The organism is Nocardia sp. NPDC006630 (genome assembly GCF_040611495.1).
In the GTDB taxonomy this organism is placed as follows: Bacteria; Actinomycetota; Actinomycetes; order Mycobacteriales; family Mycobacteriaceae; genus Nocardia.
The window spans coordinates 738,994-755,014 of record NZ_JBEXOK010000001.1 but is presented as its reverse complement, the minus strand read 5'-3'; the positions used below and the strand labels follow the sequence as shown (position 1 = coordinate 755,014).

15 protein-coding genes are annotated in these 16,021 nt (G+C 67.2%); 7 read left to right on the top strand and 8 right to left on the bottom strand.

The annotated features are described in order from the left end of the window. Nucleotides 1–20: 20 nt before the first annotated feature. Nucleotides 21–1,580, bottom strand: coding sequence for a methionine--tRNA ligase (metG, locus tag ABZX86_RS03430; RefSeq protein ID WP_355119525.1), 1,560 nt, complete (start codon nucleotides 1,578–1,580; stop codon nucleotides 21–23). A 67-nt stretch (nucleotides 1,581–1,647) separates the two neighbouring features. On the opposite strand from metG, the gene ABZX86_RS03425 reads away from it, so the two are divergent. Both ABZX86_RS03425 and ABZX86_RS03420 read left to right on the top strand, forming a co-directional pair. After that, nucleotides 1,648–2,475 (top strand): TatD family hydrolase, encoded by an 828-nt coding sequence (locus tag ABZX86_RS03425; RefSeq protein ID WP_355119523.1) that lies wholly within the window; start codon nucleotides 1,648–1,650, stop codon nucleotides 2,473–2,475. A gap of 168 nt (nucleotides 2,476–2,643) precedes the next feature. Continuing rightward, nucleotides 2,644–3,771 (top strand): transglycosylase family protein, encoded by a 1,128-nt coding sequence (locus ABZX86_RS03420; RefSeq protein WP_355119521.1) that lies wholly within the window; start codon nucleotides 2,644–2,646, stop codon nucleotides 3,769–3,771. A gap of 219 nt (nucleotides 3,772–3,990) precedes the next feature. On the opposite strand, the gene ABZX86_RS03415 is transcribed toward ABZX86_RS03420, so the two are convergent. Beyond that, a complete protein-coding gene (locus ABZX86_RS03415) occupies nucleotides 3,991–4,758 on the bottom strand; it encodes an SDR family oxidoreductase (RefSeq protein ID WP_355119854.1) in 768 nt (255 codons plus the stop codon). A 153-nt stretch (nucleotides 4,759–4,911) separates the two neighbouring features. On the opposite strand from ABZX86_RS03415, the gene ABZX86_RS03410 reads away from it, so the two are divergent. From ABZX86_RS03410 to rsmA, 3 genes are all read left to right on the top strand, one after another. Next, nucleotides 4,912–6,075: an alpha/beta fold hydrolase gene (locus ABZX86_RS03410; RefSeq protein ID WP_355119519.1), complete on the top strand. Its 1,164-nt coding sequence runs from the start codon at nucleotides 4,912–4,914 to the stop codon at nucleotides 6,073–6,075. Between the two features lie 111 nt (nucleotides 6,076–6,186). Further along, on the top strand, nucleotides 6,187–7,362 hold the full coding sequence (locus ABZX86_RS03405) for a lipase family protein (RefSeq protein ID WP_355119517.1): 1,176 nt from the start codon (nucleotides 6,187–6,189) through the stop codon (nucleotides 7,360–7,362). Nucleotides 7,363–7,577: 215 nt separating this feature from the next. Then, complete coding sequence (gene rsmA, locus ABZX86_RS03400; protein WP_327142152.1) at nucleotides 7,578–8,459, top strand: 16S rRNA (adenine(1518)-N(6)/adenine(1519)-N(6))-dimethyltransferase RsmA; 882 nt, start codon at nucleotides 7,578–7,580, stop codon at nucleotides 8,457–8,459. Nucleotides 8,460–8,464: 5 nt separating this feature from the next. On the opposite strand, the gene ABZX86_RS03395 is transcribed toward rsmA, so the two are convergent. From ABZX86_RS03395 to ABZX86_RS03375, 5 genes are all read right to left on the bottom strand, one after another. Beyond that, nucleotides 8,465–8,962: an LpqN/LpqT family lipoprotein gene (locus ABZX86_RS03395; protein ID WP_355119514.1), complete on the bottom strand. Its 498-nt coding sequence runs from the start codon at nucleotides 8,960–8,962 to the stop codon at nucleotides 8,465–8,467. A gap of 169 nt (nucleotides 8,963–9,131) precedes the next feature. Next, entirely contained in the window at nucleotides 9,132–11,372 is a 2,241-nt protein-coding gene (locus ABZX86_RS03390) for a heavy metal translocating P-type ATPase (protein ID WP_355119512.1), read from the bottom strand. After that, nucleotides 11,372–12,268 (bottom strand): hypothetical protein, encoded by an 897-nt coding sequence (locus ABZX86_RS03385; protein WP_355119510.1) that lies wholly within the window; start codon nucleotides 12,266–12,268, stop codon nucleotides 11,372–11,374. The genes ABZX86_RS03390 and ABZX86_RS03385 overlap by 1 nt, the downstream gene beginning before the upstream one ends. Beyond that, nucleotides 12,269–12,475 carry a cation transporter gene (locus ABZX86_RS03380; RefSeq protein ID WP_355119508.1) on the bottom strand — a complete coding sequence of 69 codons (207 nt, stop codon included), beginning with the start codon at nucleotides 12,473–12,475 and terminating at the stop codon, nucleotides 12,269–12,271. Nucleotides 12,476–12,576: 101 nt separating this feature from the next. Next, nucleotides 12,577–13,188 carry a TetR/AcrR family transcriptional regulator gene (locus ABZX86_RS03375; protein WP_355119506.1) on the bottom strand — a complete coding sequence of 204 codons (612 nt, stop codon included), beginning with the start codon at nucleotides 13,186–13,188 and terminating at the stop codon, nucleotides 12,577–12,579. An 80-nt stretch (nucleotides 13,189–13,268) separates the two neighbouring features. Between ABZX86_RS03375 and ABZX86_RS03370 the strand changes: the two genes are divergently transcribed. Next, nucleotides 13,269–14,021 (top strand): SDR family oxidoreductase, encoded by a 753-nt coding sequence (locus ABZX86_RS03370; RefSeq protein ID WP_355119504.1) that lies wholly within the window; start codon nucleotides 13,269–13,271, stop codon nucleotides 14,019–14,021. A gap of 19 nt (nucleotides 14,022–14,040) precedes the next feature. Beyond that, nucleotides 14,041–14,979 carry a 4-(cytidine 5'-diphospho)-2-C-methyl-D-erythritol kinase gene (locus tag ABZX86_RS03365; protein WP_355119502.1) on the top strand — a complete coding sequence of 313 codons (939 nt, stop codon included), beginning with the start codon at nucleotides 14,041–14,043 and terminating at the stop codon, nucleotides 14,977–14,979. A 2-nt stretch (nucleotides 14,980–14,981) separates the two neighbouring features. Here the strand turns inward: ABZX86_RS03365 and ABZX86_RS03360 are convergent, their stop codons facing one another. Continuing rightward, nucleotides 14,982–15,830, bottom strand: coding sequence for an LLM class flavin-dependent oxidoreductase (locus ABZX86_RS03360; protein ID WP_355119500.1), 849 nt, complete (start codon nucleotides 15,828–15,830; stop codon nucleotides 14,982–14,984). Nucleotides 15,831–16,021 lie beyond the last annotated feature (191 nt).

Below are 16,021 nucleotides of genomic sequence, written 5' to 3'. Positions count from 1 at the left end.
CGGTTGATTGGCGAGAGTGGCTAGACCTTGGGCTCCACGTACTTCGGGAAGACGACCTCCGGCTCCGGCAGGGCGGTGCCCGGCTGGATCGGGGTGGCGATATCGGCGAAGGTGCGCCCGGTCTGGCCGAGCAGATCCAGGATCTTCTCCGCGGAGGCCGGAATCACCGGCTGCACCAGGATCGTCACAATGCGCAGCACCTCCATGGTCACGTAGAGAATGGTGGCCTCCCGGGCCACATCCTCCGGCGTGCCGGATTTGGCGAGGGTCCACGGCGCCTGCGCGGAGAAGTAGCGGTTGGTCTCGCGCAGCGCGATCCACAGCTCCTCCAGGCCCAAATGGAGCTGCTGCTGGTCGAATTCGGCCCGCACCCGCTCCAGCAGCCCGTTGGCGAGCTCCAGCAGCGCCTTGTCCTCGTCGGTGAAATCACCGGGCGCCGGCACCACCGGGCCGAAATCGCGCGCGGAGATCTTCAGCGTGCGCTGCGCCAGATTGCCGTACTCATTGGCCAGATCGGTATTGATCCGGCTGACGATGCCCTCGTGGCTGTAGGAGCCGTCCTGCCCGTAGGAGATCTCGCGCAGCAGGAAGAACCGCACGGCATCGAGCCCGTAGGTGTCGACGAGCTCCGTCGGATCGACCACATTGCCGGTCGACTTCGACATCTTCTCGCCCTTGTTGTAGAGGAACCCGTGCACGAAAACGCGCTTGGGCAGCTCGATTCCGGCCGACATCAGGAACGCCGGCCAGTACACGGTGTGGAAGCGGGTGATGTCCTTGCCGATGATGTGCAGATCGGCGGGCCAGAACTTCTGGAAGGCAGCCGAATCCGTATTCGGGAAGCCCGCACCGGTGAGGTAGTTGGTCAGCGCGTCCACCCACACGTACATGACGTGCGCCAGATCGCCGGGCACCGGCACACCCCAGTCGAAGGTGGTGCGGGAGATCGACAGATCCTTCAGACCGGCCTTCACATACGAGACGATCTCATTGCGCCGGGTCGCGGGCGCGATGAATTCCGGCTTGGTCTCGTACAGTTCGAGCAGCTTGTCCTGGTAGTTGGACAGCCGGAAGAAGTAGTTCGACTCCTCGGTCCACTCCACCGGCGTCTTGGTATCGGTGGAGATGCGGGTGCCGTCCGCCTGGAGGGTGGTCTCCTCCTCGGTGTAGAACGCCTCGTCGCGCACCGAGTACCAGCCGGAGTAGGTGTCCGGGTAGATATCGCCATTGGCGACCATCCGCTCCCAGATGGCGGCGGACGCGGCGAGGTGGTCCTCGTCGGTGGTCCGGATGAACCGGTCGAACGAGATGTCGAGGGCCTTGTCCATGCGCTCGAACACATCGGAGTTGCCGGAGGCGTATTCGTGCTCCGGAACACCGGCGGCCTTGGCGGCCTGCTGCACCTTCTGGCCGTGCTCGTCGGTGCCCGTCATGAAGAAGACATCGAACCCGTCGAGCCGCTTGAAGCGAGCCAGCGCATCGGTGGAGATGTACTCGTAGGCGTGGCCGATGTGCGGCGCGCCGTTCGGGTAGGCGATGGCCGTGGTGACATAGAAGGCGGGGCGTTCGGATGCGCTCATGGTGTGTCTACTCTAATCTGCGTGCCTCTAGTCGCTCGCGTGAATATCCCCGTGGCAGGTGTCGTCCATGAGTAGCAGCCGGCCCGCGCCCGAACCACCGGAGCCGCTGGCGCCGCTCATCGACGCGCACACCCATCTGGATGCCTGCGGTGCGACCGATGCGGAATCGGTTGCGGCCATTATGGATCGCGCCGAAGCGGTCGGTGTGCGCGAGGTGGTGACGGTGGCCGACGATCTGGCCGCCGCACAGTTCGCGGTGCGGGCCGCGCACTGGGATCGGCGGGTGTACGCGGCCGTCGCCCTGCACCCGACCCGGGCCAACGCACTCGACGATGCGGCCAAGGCGGAGCTCGAGCGCCTGGCCGCCGACCCGCGCGTGGTCGCGATCGGTGAGACCGGGCTCGATTACTACTGGCCCGGAAAACTGGAGGGCTGCGCCGATATCGAGGAGCAGGTCGAAGGTTTCCGCTGGCATATCGACCTGGCCAAACGGCTGGGCAAGCCGCTCATGATCCACAATCGCGAGGCCGATCACGATCTGCTGGCGGTGCTGCTGGACGAGGGTGCGCCGGAAACCGTGATCTTCCACTGCTTCTCCTCCGATGCGAACATGGCGCAGGCCTGCGTGGATCAGGGGTACGTGCTGAGTTTCTCGGGCACCGTGAGTTTCAAGAATGCCCATGAATTGCGGGAGGCGGCGAAACTCGTTCCAGATGACCACATTCTGGTCGAAACGGACGCGCCGTTCCTCACCCCGCATCCGTTCCGGGGTGCGCCGAACGAGTCCTACGTGCTGCCGTACACGGTGCGCGCGCTGGCGGGGGTGCGCGAACAGGATCCGGTGACGCTGGCCAAGATCACCACGGCGAATGCCCGGCGGGTGTACGGAATCTGATTGCGGCCCCGGCTTTGGGTTTGTGGCTTGGCTCACTATGATCCAGCGTGATCTTGATTCACCTGCGGCTCGATATCCGTTCGTAATTTTGATACGCGCAGTTCCGGTGGATCGGTTGTCAATCGCTGACCCCCTCGTTATCGTACTGTGACCATGCCGGGATTTCCTGTGAACGCTTTGGCGAAGATCAACTCGTCGCGCTCGCCGTTGCTGTACGGCGCCATCGCGGCGATGCTTGCCACGCTCATTGTCGGCGCGGGCCTGGCCATCATGAACAAGAAGGTGGTCACCGTCGTGATCGACGGCCAATCCACCAGCCGCAGCACCATGTACCTGAATGTGCGCGGCGTGCTCAAGGACGCCGGGTACGACATCAGCTCGCGCGATGACGTATCCCCTTCTGCCGGTTCACGAGTCCACGACGGCGACACCATCACGCTGAACCGGGCCCGTGAGGTCTCGCTCATCACCGACGGCACCCCGTCCAAGGCCTGGACCACCGCGCTCACCGTCGCGCAGGCGATCGTGCAGCTGAAATTGCCCGGCGATGTGTTCACCTCGCCCTCGCGCCCGACGCCGCTGCCGCTGGTGGGGGCGCAATTGCTCATCACCAATCCGCGCACCGTGGAGCTGGCCGACAACGGCAGTGCCGCTTCACTGGTGCGTCTGGCCGCCCCCACGGTCGGGCAGCTGCTCGAGGTGCAGGGCCGCCCGCTCATCAATCAGGATTTTGTCGTCCCGGCCGCTGATACCCCGCTCACCGACGGCATGAAAATCGTGGTCACCCGCAAGGTCGTCGAAAACCGCACCGAGCGCGTGCCTTTGGATCCGCCCGAGAACATCATCGACGACCCCACGCTCAATATGAGCCGGACCATTGTCGAAAACCAGGGCACACCAGGCACTCAGGACGTCACCTTCGCGGTATCCATCGTGAACGGCAAAGAGGCGGGCCGGGATCCGATCCACTCCACCGTGATCGTCCCCGCCGCACCCAAGACCATTCGCAAGGGCGCCAAACCCGGTACCGAGGTCCCCGACGTCCGCGACGGCGCCACCTGGGACGCCCTCGCCAAATGCGAATCCACCGGCAACTGGGCGATCAATACCGGCAACGGTTTCTACGGCGGCGTGCAATTCGACCAGAACACCTGGGAGCGCCAGGGCGGCACCCGCTACGCCCCCCGCGCCGACCTCGCCACCCGCGAAGAACAGATCGCCATCGCCGAGGTAACCCGCGCCCGCCAGGGCTGGGGCGCCTGGCCCGCGTGCACCAGCCGCCTGGGCATCAGCTAGAGCCCCCGAGAATTGTTCAGCCCGAACGCCTCACGCCAAGCCGGCCTTCCGACCCTGTCGTCCGCCGAACAGCACCTGTAGCACCCGCACAGCCCATGTCCATATCGCACAACCTCTGTTCGGGCTGTGCGGTGCAGACACGGGCTGTGCGGTGCGGCGCGGGCTGTGTTGGCGCGGCGCGAGCTGTGCGGCTTGGGATTACAGCTGGGCGGCTTGGGATTACATCAGCGCGCCGCCGTCGACGCGGAGTTCGGTGCCGGTCATGTAGCGGCCGTCATCGGAGGCGACCATTGCCACCACACCGGCGATGTCTTCCGGCTTGCCCAGGGCGCCGCCGTCGATCCAGCCGGGGAGGCGGGCCATGAGCGACCAGTCGGCGTCGGCGGGGAGGGAGAGCCCGGAGGTGATGCCGGTGCTGATGCCGCCCGGGACGATATTCACCGCGCGCAGGCCCTTTTTCACGTATTCGAGGGCGATGGAGTGGGTCAGCGCGTTGACGCCGGCCTTGGATGCGGCGTACGCGGCCATGTAGGGGTTGGAGCCGAAGGCCGCGGTGGAGGAGAAGTTCACGATCACGCCGCCGTGCGCGGATTCGATGAGCTGGGGGATAGCGGACTGGATCATCAGGAAGGTGCCGGTGAGGTTCACCGCGAGCACCTGGTTCCAGACCTCCACGGGCATCTCGTGGGTGTGCCCGGCGCGCATGATGCCGGCGGCATTCACGAGAACGTCCAGGCCGCCGAGGGTTTCGAAGGCGTCGGCGGTGGCGGTGTGCACCGACTCCGGATCGGAGACGTCCAGGTGCACGGTGCGCAGCCGGTCCCGCTGGTCGGCGGGAGCGGCTTCGACGGTGGCGGTCAGCCCGGCGTCGTTGATATCGGCGGCGACCAGCTGCGCGCCTTCGGAGAGGAGGCGCAGGGCGATGCCCTGGCCGATTCCGGAACCGGCTCCGGTGACGATTACTCGGCGTCCTTCATATCTGCTCAGCATGGCGCGAAATTAGAACAAGTTTCACTCGGCGTCAATGGCTGATCGGCGGCCGCCCGATCACAGAGATTTCTCATACTGGACGGTCGATCTAATAGCTAAGCTCATTCGCGCACGCAATGAGTTTGTGGGTCGGTGTTTTATGGAGGACTGATGAGGGTTTTGGGTTGGCGGACGCGGATTTTCACCGCGTCCATGGTGACCGCGGGTGCGTTCCTGATAATTCCGGGAGCACCGGCCCAGGCGGAGGCGCCGGGCGCGGTTATCGCGACAACCGCGGCACCCGACGGCTTCCGCGGCATGCCGAACGGCTCCATCATCGACTACTGGACCACGCGCTCCAATGGTGAAGCGGTCAAGGCCAGCGGCGCGCTCTTCGTCCCGAACGGCACGGCGCCCGCCGGTGGCTGGCCGATCATGGCCTACGACCACGGCACCTCCGGTCTCGGACCCGGCTGCGGCGGCCAGACCGATACCACGCAGGTGAACCGTCCCGCGGAAGACCGTGTGCTGCAGTACTTCCTGGGCAAGGGCTTCGCTGTTGTCGCCCCCGATTACCTCGGACTCGGCCGCTTCGACACCGGACCGCACCCGTATCTGGAAATCCGCACCGAGGCCACCGCGACCATCGATATGGTCCGCGCCGCACGTGCCGCCGATCCGGAGCTGTCGCGCACCTGGGCGCTGACCGGAGTCTCCCAGGGCGGTCACGCGGCACTGGGCGCTGCCAATCTGCAGCACACCGACGCTCCCGATCTGGACTTCCGCGGCACCATCGCCGTCGACCCGGCCTCGGATATCGAGAAGGTCTCTCCGTTCGTCGGCCCCTACGTGCCCGCCATCCCGGGCGAGGCAGGCGACGGTGTCGGCGGATTTGTGGTCAGCATGCTCGCGGGCCTGCGCGCTACCCACCCGGAACTCGACCTGAACGCGAATTACCTGACACCGCGCGGGCGTGAGGTGGTGGACCAGGCCTCGAGCCTGTGCTTCAAGGGCATTACGAAAGTCATCGACGGCACCTCGATCGGCGATATGATCTCGCGCCCGCTGAACAACGCCCGCTTCATGGCCGCGTTCAACGACTACATCACCGTGCCGACCAGTGGCTACGACGCGCCGATCCTGTTGCTGCTCAACACGAATGACATCACGGTGCCGTCCCCGCTGCATGCCGCGCTGGCCGCTCAGTTCGCGGCCGGTGGCGTCGATTTCCAGGCGGTGATCGGCACCGGCACGCACACTCAATTGAATCCGCGGATGTGGGATGCCATCGGGGCGTTCAGCGACCGCATTCTGGCCACGCCGACCAAGTCCTGATTTGTCCATCGCGCCGCCCCGAGTGACCACGGCTATCTTGTAGCAAATACATTGGTCGGAAATGTCTTCGAAAGTTCGGCCCGGTGTCGGGGCGGCATCGGTGGAGGAATCATGGGATTTACAAGCACATTTGGCAGAGGTCTGATCGCGACGGCGGTCGCCGCGGGCGCCCTGCTCGTCGTCCCCGTGAGCGCCGCGCACGCGGACCCGGCGGGCGCGCCGATCGCCCAGACCGCGCAAGCCGCCGGCTGGCACCACAACACCGGGAACGGTTCGGTCCTCACCTACTGGACGACCCGATCCAATGGTGAGGCCGTTCAGGCCAGCGGCGCCTTCTTCGTCCCCGAAGGTCCCGCGCCCGCCGGCGGCTGGCCGATCATGGCCTACAACCACGGCACCACCGGACTCGGCGCGAATTGCGGCGGGCAGTCCGATCCGTCGACCGCGCCGCTGGCGGTACCGCTGAAGGCCGACGAAGAACTGATGCAGTACTTCGTCTCGAAGGGCTTCGCTGTTGTCGCCCCCGATCATCTCGGGCTGGGCGTCTTCGACACCGGCCCGCATCCGTATCTGGAACTGCGCACCGAGGCGACCGCCACCATCGATATGGTCCGCGCCGCACGTGCCGCCAACCCCGGACTGTCGCGCACCTGGGCGGTGAGCGGGATGTCGCAGGGCGGTCATGCCTCGCTCGGCGCCTCCAATCTGCAGGTGAGCGATGCGCCGGATCTCGACTTCCGCGGCACCATCGCCATCGATCCCGCCACCGATGTGGAGAAGGCGCTGCCGATCGCGGGCCCGTGGGTGCCGGAACTGCCGGGTGCGATCGGCACCGGCGTCGGCAGCTTCAGCGCCAGCATTCTGGCCGGTGTGCGCGCCGCCCGTCCGGACGCACAGGTCGACAGCTATCTGACCGACCGCGGCCGGCAGCTGCTCGACGACATCGGGACCGAATGCCTGCCCGCCATCAGCAAGCGCATGGCGAGTGTCTCGATCGGCGATCTGCTCTCCCGCCCGCTGTCGCAGGGCCCGTTCCCCGGCGTGCTGAACGACTACATGACCGTTCCCGTCCGTGGCTATGACGCGCCGATCCTGTTGCTGGTCAACGCGACCGACACCACGGTCCCGTCACCGCTGCACGGCGCCCTCGTCGCGCAGTTCGCCGCGAACGGCGTGGACTTCGGCACCGTCGTCGGCACCGGCACCCACTGCCAGCTGAACCCACAGATGTGGGCCGCCATCGACAACTTCACCGCCCGCGTGCTGTCCACACCTGTCCAGTCCTGACCAACCCCTGTCCGCCGGTTCAGCTAGGTCCGCAGCTCACCAGGTCTCGGTCATAGCGACCGCATTCTGGCCAAGCCGACCACACCAAACCTCCCGAGTTCGCGGCCCGCCTCGGCTCTGGACCGAGTGGAGCGGAGGGAGGGAAGAACGAGACAAAGGGGGCCGCGAACCCGCCGGAGCGAAGCGGAGGCAATTAGACACGGTAGTTTCGCAGGGTGTCCGAATCCGAAAACGCTGGTCGTGGAGAAGCCGCCCTACTGGGCCCTGCCGAAGTGCGGGTGCTCGCCGAGCGGTTCGGGGTGCGCCCGACCAAGCAGCTCGGACAGAACTTCGTGCATGACGGCAATACGGTGCGCCGCATCGTCTCCGCCGCCGGGGTGGGGCGCGAGGATGTGGTGCTGGAGGTCGGTCCCGGGCTCGGCTCGCTGACCCTCGCCATCCTCGATGTGGTCGACCGGGTGATCGCCGTCGAGATCGATCCGAATCTGGCCGGGCATCTGCCGGGCACCGTGCAGGATCGGGCGCCGAAACTGGCCGACCGCCTCAGCATTGTGCAGGCCGATGCGCTGCGGGTGCGGGCCGAAGATCTTCCGGCCGCCCCCACCGCGCTGGTCGCGAACCTGCCCTACAACGTGGCGGTCCCCGTCCTGCTGCACCTGCTCGCCGAATTGCCCAGCATCCGAACCACTCTCATCATGGTGCAGCTGGAGGTCGCCGACCGCCTCTCCGCCAAGCCGGGCGGCCGCATCTACGGCATCCCCAGCGTCAAGGCGGGCTTCTACGGCACCGTCCGCCGTGCGGGCACCGTCGGCCGCCAAATCTTCTGGCCCGTACCGCAGGTCGAATCCGGGCTGGTGCGCATCGACCGCTTCGAGGAAGCTCCCTGGCCCATCGACGAGGACCATCGCAAGAAGGTCTTCGAGGTGGTCGACGCCGCCTTCGCGCAGCGCCGCAAAACCCTGCGCGCCGCACTGGCCGGTTGGGCCGGATCTCCGGTCGAGGCCGAAAGGCGTTTGGTCGCAGCGGGAATCGCTCCGACCGCCCGCGGTGAAACCCTCGATACCGCCGCGTTCGTGCGCCTGGCGGCGCAGGCCTGATCCGGCTAGACGCGGATTTCCAGGCCGCCGAGAATGCCGGCCTCCGAACTGATCTGATCGGCCTTGGCCGTGACGGTGAGCTGGATGAGGAACTCGTCGGTGCCGACCGCCACGATGACGTAGCGGGTGTGCACCCACAGCACCAGGGTGTCCATGGCGTAGGTGCCGGTCACCGCCGCCGACGGGTAACCCTGGTAGTCACCGATTTCCGCGCCGAGTTCCTGCCACTGCGGCAATTGCCGCGCATCGGTGAACGCCGATTCCAGCAATTCCGCGGCATTCACCGGCTTCGACAGCTTGCCCACCAGCAGCACCACATTGTCGGCCCACCCGTCCTGCGGCGGCCGCGTGAAGACGCCGTAGGCCCCCGGGAACATGGCCGCGTCGATCGTCTGCCAATCCTCCGACAGCGCGATGGAGACCTCGGGCGTCCCTTCGCTCCCGCGCTCCACGGGCGCGATCTCGATATCCGCTGCGACCAGGTACTCGGCAATGGTGGTCACGAAGTCTGCTCCTCGGCTACGCGGGCGAGGCGGTCCCCACCGCAGTCCTTCGCCATTGAACACGAGTTGCCGGGCGGCCGGTGCACCCGCCTACCCGTGCGCAAGGGCCGCCCGGATCGGGGATCCGAACGGCCCGGTGCGGCAACGGGTATCGCCTGTTCGTTCCGGCCTAGCTGCGGAAGCGGCGCAGGCGCAGGCTGTTGCTGACCACGAAGACGCTGGACAGCGCCATGGCGGCCCCGGCGAGCATGGGGTTCAGCAGTCCGGCGGCGGCCAGGGGGATGGCTGCCACGTTGTAGCCGAACGCCCAGAACAGATTGCTCTTGATGGTGCGCAGGGTGGCCCGAGACAGTTTGATGGCCGTCGGCACCGAGCGCAGATCGTCGCGCACCAGGGTCAGATCCGCGGCCTGGATGGCCACATCCGTCCCGGCGCCCATGGCCAGGCCGAGATCGGCCTGGGCGAGCGCGGCCGCGTCATTGACGCCGTCGCCGACCATGGCGACCACCTTGCCCTCGGCCTGCAATCGCTTCACCACATCCAGCTTGTCACTGGGCAGCACCTCGGCGATGACCTCGTCGATGCCGACCTGATCCGCGACCGTGCGGGCGGTGGCGGCATTGTCACCGGTCAGCATGATCGGGGTGAGACCGAGCGCCCGCATTTCCGAGATCGCCTGTGCGCTGGTGGGTTTGACGGCATCGGTAATGACAAGCACCCCGCGCGCCACCCCGTCCCAGGCCACCACGACGGCGGTGCCGCCCGCCCGCTCGGCGCGAGTCTTGGCCTCCGCCAACGCTTCCGGCAGCCGGATCGACCAGTCGTCGAGCAGTTCGGTGCGCCCGATGACCACCGCGCGGTCACCGACCAGACCCTGCACACCCTTGCCGCCGTGGCTGACGAACTGCTGCACCTGTTCGGTGTCGAGTCCGCGGGCGACCGCTCCCGCCACCACGGCCTTGGCGACCGGATGTTCGGAGCCGTGCTCCACCGCGGCCGCGACCGCCAGCAGCTCATCGGCATCGACTCCGGTACTCGGAATCGCCTCGGCGAGACTCATTCTGCCGGTGGTGACGGTGCCGGTCTTGTCCAGCACCACGGTGTCGATCCGGCGGGTCGACTCCAGCACCTGCGGGCCCTTGATCAGAATGCCCAGCTGCGCACCGCGGCCGGTGCCCACCAGCAGTGCGGTGGGCGTGGCCAGGCCGAGGGCGCACGGGCAGGCGATGATCAGCACCGCCACCGCCGCACCGAAGGCGGTCGAGACCGCAGCGCCGGTGCCGAGCCAGAAGCCCAGTGCCGCAATGGCGATCGCGATGACGATGGGCACGAAAACCCCGGCCACCCGATCCGCGAGCCGCTGCACGGGCGCCTTGCCGTTCTGCGCCTCCTCCACGAGCGAAGCCATCTGCGCCAGCTGGGTATCCGCGCCGACCCGGGAGGCCCGCACGGTCAGCAGACCGCCCGCATTCACGGTCGCACCGACCACCGGATCACCGGGGCCGACCTCGACCGGCACCGATTCGCCGGTGAGCATGCTCATATCCAATGCCGAATTTCCGTGCACCACAACACCGTCGGTGGCGATCTTCTCACCGGGGCGGACGAGGAACTCCTCGCCGACCCGCAGTTCGCCCACCGGAATCCGGGTCTCGACACCATTGCGCAGTACCGCAACATCTTTCGCGCCGAGCTCCAGCAGCGCCCGCAGTGCGGATCCGGCCTTCTCCTTGGACCGGGTCTCGAAATACCGGCCCGCCAGAATGGCCGTGATCAGCGTCGCCGCCACTTCGAAGTAGAGGGCGGAGGACGAGTCACCGCGCACAATGGCGAAGCTGAACGGGTGTTTCATGCCGGCCATGCCCGCATCGCCGAAGAACAGCGCGTACACCGACCAGCTGAAGGCGGCAAGGGTGCCGAGCGAGATCAGCGTGTCCATGGTGGCCGCGCCGTGCTTGGCGTTCACCCAGGCGGCACGGTGGAATTGCGCGCCGCCCCACACCACGATGGGTGCGGTCAGTGTCAGCGAGAGCCACTGCCAATTGGTGAACTGCAGGGCCGGGATCATGGCCATGGCCACCACGGGGACGGCCAGCGCGAGTGTCACCAGCAGGCGGTGCCGCAGCTGCCGGGTGGCGCTGGGAGCCGAATCGCTCTCGGTATCAGTGGGTTTCACCGGCTCCGTACTGTGCACGGCGGCGGTGTACCCGGTATCGACCACCTTGGCGATCAGATCATCCGTACTCACCGACTCCGGGAAATTGACCTTCGCCTTCTCGGTGGCGTAGTTCACCGTGGCCGTGACGCCGTCGATCCTATTGAGCTTCTTCTCGATTCGAGACGCGCAGGAGGCGCAGGTCATCCCGCCGATTTCCAGCTCGATCGACCGCTCCGGTGCCGGTGCGCTCATCAGTGACCTCCTCCGTGCTGCGAAGTCGCATCCGAGGCGGATGCGGCGGTTGTGGTCTCGTCGGTGAATTCGGCGGTGTGTACCGCGCCATTGTGTGAAAAGTCCAGGTACAGGCGATAGGTGCCGTCACTGGGCGCTTGTGCGTGGAATGCTACGTCAGGTCCCGGGGCGGTCTTGCCGACCTCGCCCTCCGGGTGCACGTGCAGGTAGGCGAGATCGCTCGCGCGCAGTGCCACCAGGTGTCCGTACGCGCCCAGGTAGGGCTGCAGATCGGTCACCGCCTTACCGCCGCGGGTCACGCTGAACATCAATTCGCTTCCGGCAGTAGACATATCGCCGGTCATGGTGACCCGGTAACCGTCCACCTCGGCGGTCTTGGATACCGGCGGCAACGGTGTGTCCGCGGCGCTGCCGGCGACGTGCACGGTCCGGCTCAGGGTCAGTTCACCGGGCCCGCCGGTGGGGGAGAAGTCGGTGAAGACTCGGTAGGCGCCGGGTGCGGCCCAGGTCCAGTCGATGGACCAGGTGCCGTCGGCGGCGAGTTGGGGATGGACGTGCCGGAACTGGCTCGCATCCGAGCGGACCACGATCAGGTGCAGGTCCTTCTCGTGCAGGCTGTCGAATCGGGTGACCGGGCCCTGTGGGCCGGTGATCCGGAAGCGCAGTGCGCCTTGCTGATTCGCGGTCGCGGGGGCGGTGATATCGGCGAGGGTGTAGCCGGACTCGCTGTCCTTCAGCCCGGGGGCCGCATCACTCTCGGTGTGCGCACCGTGTGCGGAGGTCGCGCCGGCGGCCGGCCCGGCCGGATCGCCCACCAGGGCGCCGATCCCGAGCGCGGCCCCGAACAGTACGACCAGTCCGCCGCCGAAGGCTGCGAATCTCAGTCGATCGTTCATTCAGCTCGCCACCTGATATCCGGCCTCGTCGACGGCGGCGGTCACATCGGCGTCGGCGATCGGGGCGGCGGATTCGACCTTGACCAGCCCGGAGGCGAGGTCGACATCGACACTGGTGACGCCGTCGATCTTGCCGATCTCCTTCTGGACCGATCCGGCGCAGTGCCCGCAGGTCATTCCGGTGACGGTGTAGGTGCTGGTGGCCATGTCTGCTCCTCGGCTCGCGCTCTATACGGTGTGGGGGTATCCCCGACATCCAGAAACATACCCCCCATGGGTACCTGGCGCAAGCGGTTCGGCGTGGAATTTCAGCGATCTACCGGCGTGTCCTCCGGCCAGGCGCGTAGGGCCAGCTCAGCGACCTGCTGGAGTTCACTGCACCGCGCGCCGTCGCGGGCGCCCTGTGACATGCCCTGCATGACGGTCCCGATATAGCGGGCCAGGACGGCCGCATCGGTATCGGCGGGCAGCAGTCCGGTGTCGATATCGGTGCGAATCCGCGCGGCGAAGGCGTCCACATTCGCCGTGCGCATCTGCTCGAGCGCGGCTGCCACCTCGGTGTTCGTGGTATTGAGCCCGGCGCTGATCACCATGCAGCCGCCGGGTTGGCCGGGTTTGGTGTATTCGACGGCCGCCTCCCGCAGCGTGCGGGCCATGGCGGCCCGGGCTGTCGGCTCCTCGGCGAGCGCACGCTCCGCGAAGCCCGCGTAATTGGCCCCGTAGACCGCGATGGATTCGTTGAACAGCTTCTGCTTGTCGCCGAAGGCGGCGTAGAGGCTGGGCGCGCCGATGCCGAGCGCGGAGGTCAGGTCGCTGATGGAGGTGGCCTCGTAGCCCTGCTGCCAGAACAGGCGTAATGCCTTGTCCAGCGCGGCATCTCGATCGAATTTCCGGGGCCGGCCCCGGGTCGGTGTGGCCATGCCTGCCATTTTATAGCGCTCGCTAGATAATGTGTTACGGTCCCTTTCTGTAACGATCACTAGATAAAGGGAGCTGACTCATGAGCGCACTCGCAGGCAAGACCGCCCTGGTCACCGGCGGCGGCCGCGGTATCGGACGGGCCATTGCCGAACGCCTCGGCCGCGACGGGGCCCGGGTGGCCGTGCATTACAACGGCAATACCGCCGCCGCAAAGGAGACGGTCGCGGCCATCGAGGCCGCGGGCGGATCGGCCTTCGCCATTGCGGCGCCGCTCGGCGTACCCGGCGATGCGCAGGCCCTCTGGGAGGCCTTCGACGCGCACGCCGACGGTCTCGACATCCTGGTCAACAATGCCGGTACCGACGGCATCCGCGAACCCATCGCCGGCACCGACGAGGAATCCTTCGACCGCGTGTTCGCCGTCAATGCCAAGGCCCCGTTCTTCGTCACCAAGCTCGGCCTGGAGCGGCTGCGGGACGGCGGCCGCATTGTGAATGTCTCCACCGGTCTGACGCGGGGTGCGCGGATGCCGGAGCTCATCGCGTACACCATGACCAAGGCCGCCATCGACTCGCTGACCGGTGTGCTCGCCAAAGAGGTTGGGGCACGGGGTATTACGGTCAATGCGGTGGCTCCCGGCGTGATCGACACCGATATGAACGCCGACTGGCTGCGCAATGACGAGGCCTGGGCCGCGGTCTCCGCCCTGTCGCCGCTCAAACGGGTCGCCGGAGCCGCCGATGTCGCCGACATCGTTGCCTTCCTGGCGTCCAACGACTCCCGCTGGGTGACGGGGCAGTGGATCGATGCCACCGGCGGCGCGCTCCTGTAGAGCCAACTACTCTGGCACCGTGCTGTCTGTTGTGCCTAGTCCCCTCGTCGTGCGCGCGCCCTCCAAGGTGAATCTGCACCTGGGGGTCGGCGATCTTCGCGAGGACGGATATCACGACCTCACCACGGTCTTCCAGGCGCTCTCACTCGGTGACGATCTGCAGATCGCACCGGCCGCCGCCCTCGCGGTGAAGGTGAGCGGCGAGGGCGCCGACCAGGTCCCCACCGATCGCGGCAATCTGGTGTGGCAGGCGGCGGTCCGCCTCGCCCACCTCGGCGGGCGCGCGCCGCTGGTGGAAATCGCGATCGCCAAAGGCATTCCGGTGGCGGGCGGTATGGCAGGCGGCAGCGCCGATGCCGCCGCGGCCCTGGTCGGCCTGAACGATCTGTGGGAACTCGGCCTCGGGCGCGCTGAATTGTCCGATATCGCAGCCGAACTCGGCAGTGATGTCCCGTTCGCCCTGCACGGTGCGACCGCACTGGGTCGCGGTCGCGGCGAGGAACTGCTCCCGGTGCTGTGCCGCAACACCTTCCACTTCGTGCTGGCGCTGGCCAAGGGCGGCCTGTCCACCCCCTCGGTGTTCCACGAACTCGACCGGTTGCGCGAAGTGGGCGACCCGCCCCGCCTCGGCAGCCCCGAAGCACTGCTGCAGGCCCTCGCCTCGGGCGACCCGCAGCAGCTCGCTCCGCTACTGGGCAATGACCTGCAAGCAGCCGCACTCTCCCTCGCCCCCGAACTCCGCCGCACGCTGCGTGCGGGCGTCACAGCCGGGGCTTTGGCGGGGATAGTCTCCGGTTCCGGCCCAACCTGCGCCTTCCTCTGCGAAAGCGAAGACGCGGCCGTAGCCGTAGCCGCCGAACTCTCCGGCGCGGGCGTCTGCCGCAGCGTTCGCACCGCCTACGGCCCCGTCCCCGGCGCTCGCATCCTCAGCGGCTCGGCCGATTCCGTCAAACGCTGAGTTCAGCTGATCGCGTCGGCGATGCGGTCGATCTGGTCTGCGTCGCGGCCGTAGCAGTAGAACATGACCTCGTCTGCGCCCAGATCTGTGAATTGGGTTATGGCCGTGTGGATTTGGTCGGGGGTGGTGAGGATTCCGTCCAGCATGTACTCGGCGCGACCGGAGAACTCGTAGTAGGCGCCGAGGGCGGCGCGGGCGTCGTCGATCACGTCCTGGGCGCCGAGTGCGGCATTGACCTGGGCGACTATGCGTGGGGAACCGGTGCGGCCGTGCGTGGTCCAGGACCTGCGGGCGGTATCGAACAGGCCGCCGGCCCAGCTCGGCGCGGCGGCGGCGAGGAAACCGCCACCCCAGCGGCCGACCCGGTCGACGGCGGCGGGGCTGAAGCCGCCGAACAGGATCTCCGGACCTTCGGGGCGCAGCGGTGCGGGGCCGATGGGTCCGCAATCGTCGTTGAAGGACTTGCCCGACCACAGGCGGCGCATGATCTCCAGCTGCTCGTCGAGGCGCTTGCCGCGGGTGCGCAGGTCGGTGCCGGAGGCGATGTGGTCATCCTCGCGCCCGCCGACGCCGAGCCCGAGCACCAGGCGGCCGCCGGACATGACATCGAGCGTCGCGGCCTGCTTGGCCAGCAGCGCCGGATCGCGCAGCGGGGCGATCAGCACCTCGGTCTGCACCCGGACGCGGCTGGTGGCGCCCGCGATCATGGCGAGCGCGACGAGCGGCTCGGGGTTGTCCCAGACCAGCCGATCGAGCAGGCCCAGACTGGCGAATGGACCCGCTTCGGCGCGCCGAGCCCAATCGAGCAGGGTGGCGGGAGCGGAAATGGGCAGGCCGATACCGAACTGCATGAGAAGACCTCCGTAAAAAAGGGGTGAGCAAATACACTGCCGCCCCTTCGTCATCTCGATCAGACGAGATGAGGGGCTCCCATTCTGCGACGTACTTCTAGGGAACCACTATCCGAAGTGGTTTCGACTCAACCACAACATGTTTGGCGGCGCAAGAGTCATCTCCCCGGCATCGGTCGCGGCGTCGGAGG